At 71.7% G+C, this 3786-nt stretch carries 6 protein-coding genes; 3 read left to right on the top strand and 3 right to left on the bottom strand.

Annotated elements, in window-relative coordinates:
- On the top strand, positions 1-714 hold a 714-nt coding region (locus VJS38_RS06035), incomplete at its 5' end, for a DUF445 domain-containing protein (protein ID WP_324087253.1).
- 79 nt (positions 715-793) lie between these two features.
- A complete protein-coding gene (locus VJS38_RS06040; protein ID WP_324087254.1) occupies positions 794-1786 on the top strand; it encodes a zinc-dependent alcohol dehydrogenase family protein in 993 nt (330 codons plus the stop codon).
- Positions 1787-1805: 19 nt separating this feature from the next.
- On the opposite strand, the gene VJS38_RS06045 is transcribed toward VJS38_RS06040, so the two are convergent.
- Positions 1806-2147 (bottom strand): DUF190 domain-containing protein, encoded by a 342-nt coding sequence (locus VJS38_RS06045; RefSeq protein WP_324087255.1) that lies wholly within the window; start codon positions 2145-2147, stop codon positions 1806-1808.
- A gap of 5 nt (positions 2148-2152) precedes the next feature.
- On the bottom strand, positions 2153-2551 hold the full coding sequence (crcB, locus tag VJS38_RS06050) for a fluoride efflux transporter CrcB (protein WP_324087256.1): 399 nt from the start codon (positions 2549-2551) through the stop codon (positions 2153-2155).
- Positions 2552-2726: 175 nt separating this feature from the next.
- Here crcB and VJS38_RS06055 point away from each other — a divergent pair, with 175 nt between their 5' ends.
- Positions 2727-2996: a hypothetical protein gene (locus VJS38_RS06055; RefSeq protein ID WP_324087257.1), complete on the top strand. Its 270-nt coding sequence runs from the start codon at positions 2727-2729 to the stop codon at positions 2994-2996.
- 18 nt (positions 2997-3014) lie between these two features.
- Here VJS38_RS06055 and VJS38_RS06060 read toward each other — a convergent pair whose 3' ends face one another.
- Complete coding sequence (locus VJS38_RS06060; protein ID WP_324087258.1) at positions 3015-3467, bottom strand: host attachment protein; 453 nt, start codon at positions 3465-3467, stop codon at positions 3015-3017.
- Between the last annotated feature and the right edge of the window lie 319 nt (positions 3468-3786).

A 3786-nucleotide genomic window follows, 5' to 3' on the forward strand; every position in this document is an offset into this window, starting at 1 on the left:
GCCGGCCTCTGGAACGAAGGCCGCTCCCAGGCCCTGGTGGAGGCCGGCGTGGAGATGCTGGGCGGCTATATCGCCCGGCACGAGACGACGATCCGCGAGAAGGTGGCCGAGCAGTCGCCCCGCTGGTTCCCCAGGTGGGTCGACAACATGCTGGCCGACAAGGTCAGCGAGGGGCTTCTCAAGACCCTCGAGGAGATGCGCGACCCGGCCCATCCCTGGCGCGAGGAACTGCGCCAGGCGATCGAGGGCTTCATCGAACGGCTCCGCTCGGATCCGGAGCTGCAGGCCCGCGTCGAGGGGCTGAAGCTTCGGCTGCTCGACGATCCGCGCGTCCGGGCGCAGGGGGCCCAGCTGTGGGCCGGGATCGAGGCGCGCATCGCCCAGGAGCTCGCCGCCGACGGCCGGACCCTGGCCGCGCACCTGCAACGCGCCATCCAGGCGGTCGGCGGGTGGCTCGCGAGCGACGCGGCCGCGCAGCAGCAGCTGAACGCGCTCGGCCGCAGTCTCGCCACCGGCGTCCTCGCGCCGCGCCGCCACGACATCGGCCGCTTCGTCGCCGAGGTGGTGTCCGGCTGGGACACGCAGAGCGTGGTCGACAAGCTGGAGCTGCAGGTGGGCCGCGACCTGCAGTATATCCGCATCAACGGCGCCCTGGTGGGCGGCGTGGTCGGCCTCCTGGTCTTCACCGCGGCGCGGGCCATGGGGTGGGCGTGAGGCGCCGGCGCGCCGAATTCCTTCGGCGCAGGTCCTCGCCAGGCTAGACTGGCCGGCAGGCGTCGCGAAGGAGGCCGCCATGCTGGCGATGGTGCTGCACCGTACGGGCTCGCCGCTGCAGGCGGAGGAGCGCCCCGACCCGCAGCCGGGCGTGGGCGAGGTGCGAATCCGCGTCCGCGCCTGCGGGGTCTGCCGGACCGACCTGCACGTGGTCGACGGGGACCTGCCGATGCGGCGCCAAAGCGTCGTGCCCGGCCACGAGATCATCGGCGTCGTCGACGCGCTGGGACCCGGCGTGCGATCGCGCACCGTCGGCGAGCGGGTCGGCGCGCCCTGGCTCGGCGCGACCTGCGGGGTCTGCCGCTATTGCCGCGAGGCCGAGGAGAATCTCTGCGACGATCCCGGCTTCAACGGCTGGACCCGCGACGGCGGCTACGCCGACACCGCCATCGTCAGGGCCGACTTCTGCTTCCCGATCCCCGAGGCCTATTCGGACGTCGAGGCTGCGCCGCTGATGTGCGCCGGCCTGATCGGCTATCGCTCGTGGCGGATGGCCTGCGCGCCGCGCGCCGTGGAGCGGCTCGGCCTCTACGGTTTCGGCGCGGCGGCGCACCTGCTGGCGCAGCTGGCGATCCGGCAAGGCCAGGCGGTCTACGCCTTCACCCGCGGCGGCGACGCCGCGGCCCAGGAGCTGGCGCGCCGGCTGGGTTGCGCCTGGGCGGGCGGCTCCGATGAGACGCCGCCCGAGCCGCTGGACGCGGCGATCATCTTCGCGCCGGTCGGCGGCCTTGTGCCGCTGGCGCTGCGGGCGGTCCGCAAGGGCGGGACGGTGGTCTGCGGCGGCATCCACATGAGCCCGATCCCCAGCTTTCCCTACGCCGACCTGTGGGAGGAGCGCCGGCTGGTCTCGGTCGCCAACCTGACCCGGCAGGACGGCCTGGAGTACCTGCCGCTGGCGGCCGAGGCCGGGGTCCGCGCGGAGATCACCACCTATCCGCTGATCGAGGCGAACCGCGCGCTGGACGACCTGCGCGCCGGCGCCTTCACCGGCGCCGCCGTCCTGGTCCCTTGAGGGCATCGCGGCGTCGGGGCTATGCGTCGGCTCGACCGCCGTAATGCACCACCTGGACCTTCTCGGTCGTCACCAGGCCGATGTCGCGCATGTCGCCCAGCGCGGCCAGCAGGGTCTCGACCTTGTCCTCGGTGTCGACGATCTCGATGACCAGCGGCAGCTTCGCCGAGAGGTCGAGGATCTTGGCCGTGTGGATGGCGTGGGACTGGCCAAAGCCCATCGGGCCGCGCAGCACCGTGGCGCCGGCCAGGCCGAGCTCCCGCGCCTTCAAAACGATCGCCTCGTGGAGCGGCCGGTGGCCGTTGCGCTTGCCTTCTTCGGTATAGATCCGGACGAGGACTGCGGGACCGGGCGCCTGCATGGTGTTCAACTCCCTTTCACCGCATTGAGCGCCGCGGCGGCGACGTAGCCAAGCCAGACCGCGAGCAGGCACAGCACGACGGAGCCCACGACGTTCAGGCCCGCGCGGACGAACTCTCCGTCCTGGGCCAGCGTCAGGGTCTGCAGGCTGAAGGACGAGAAGGTGGTGTAGCCGCCGCACAGGCCCACCATGGCGAACTGACGCGCGTCGGACGAGACCAGCACGCGCCCGTCCGGCCCGGTCAGGGCGGCGAAGAAGCCGATGACGAACGAGCCGGTGACGTTGATGACCAAGGTCCCCCACGGGAACCCCTGGCCGATCCAGTTGGCGATGAGGCTCGAGCCTGCATAGCGGGCCACGCCGCCGATGGCGCTTCCGAGCGCGATCCAGAGGTACGTCGACACCCCATCCTCCACGTCGCCGGCCCGTGGGGGCGCGGCGTCAGCCGTTCGATGCGGGGGAGAACGAAGGCAGCCGCGGCGCGAGGTCAAGGTCCGCCTCCTTGGCGTGCACCGGCCCCAACCGCCGCGGCGCCGCCGCGCGCCCCGCGCGTTATGTCGTGATGGGAGGTAAAGGCGCATGGGTCAAAAGGAACAAGAACGGCTCCACCGGGCGATGGGCTATCTGGGACTGCGGGCGCCGGCCACGGCGGCCGGGCTGCTGCAGCTCACGGCCGAGCTGGTGAAGGCGGGCGTGCTCGAACGCGAGGCCGCGGACCGCGTCAAGGACGCCATGGCCTGCGACCTGGTGATGTCGCGGCCGCGCACGGCCTGGAAGGACGAGTTCGAAGTCTCGGTCCGCAGAGAGCTCGACCGGCTCTTCGAGGGAGACCTCGGCCCCAAGGCGTGACCGCGGGGCGTTCGCCCGCTAGGCCGGCGCGCGCATCGCCCGGACCCGCTCTCGCATCCGCTCGGCTCCGTCCTCGACGCAATCGCAGACCTCGCTGCGCTCGACGAGCTCGCGGGCGTTGCGGCCGAGTTCGTCGCGCAGCACGCCCAGCGAGCGCGGCGCGGCGACCAGGATCAGCGCCTCATAGCTGCGCTTGCCCGCGGCCAGGTCCAGGTCCGCGGCGCAGCGGGCGAGGAACGCGCGCTCGGCCTCCTGGGCGAAGTCGCGCTCGTTGACCACCGCCTGGCCATAGCCGAAGCGCTGGCCCTGGACGGCCTTCTCGTGGTGCGCCCGCGTGGGCGGGAAGTCGCTTCGCTCGCGCGCCCAGGCTGGCAGCTCATGCAGTTCCGCGCCGCGCCGCCGTTCCTCGAACACGCGGCAGCGCTGGGCGTTGGCGACGACGATCCAGGTGGTCTTCTTGGGTGTCAGCATGGAGGTCCGCTCCCTTCCGATGCGTCAGGCAAGCTAACCCGACGGCCTCCAGGCGTCGATGTCTGTCGCTGCGGGCATGGCTGCAATGAGGAACGCGGCGACGGGGGTATGGACGGAGGCCGGCCGGGGCGTACTTTTGACAACCGGGGTTCCATCCCCCCTGACGCCACCGCCAGAAAGCAGATGGGGTGGATGGCTCCCGCTCCCGACCTCCAAGGGCCAATGTGGTTGCTGTCATGACAACCTGAGCATTGGGAGCCACCCAAGATGGAGATTACCACCCTCGGCCTCGACCTGGCCAAGAACGTCTTTCAGGTGC

It is taken from the genome of Phenylobacterium sp., assembly GCF_035276905.1.
In the GTDB taxonomy this organism is placed as follows: domain Bacteria; phylum Pseudomonadota; class Alphaproteobacteria; order Caulobacterales; family Caulobacteraceae; genus Phenylobacterium.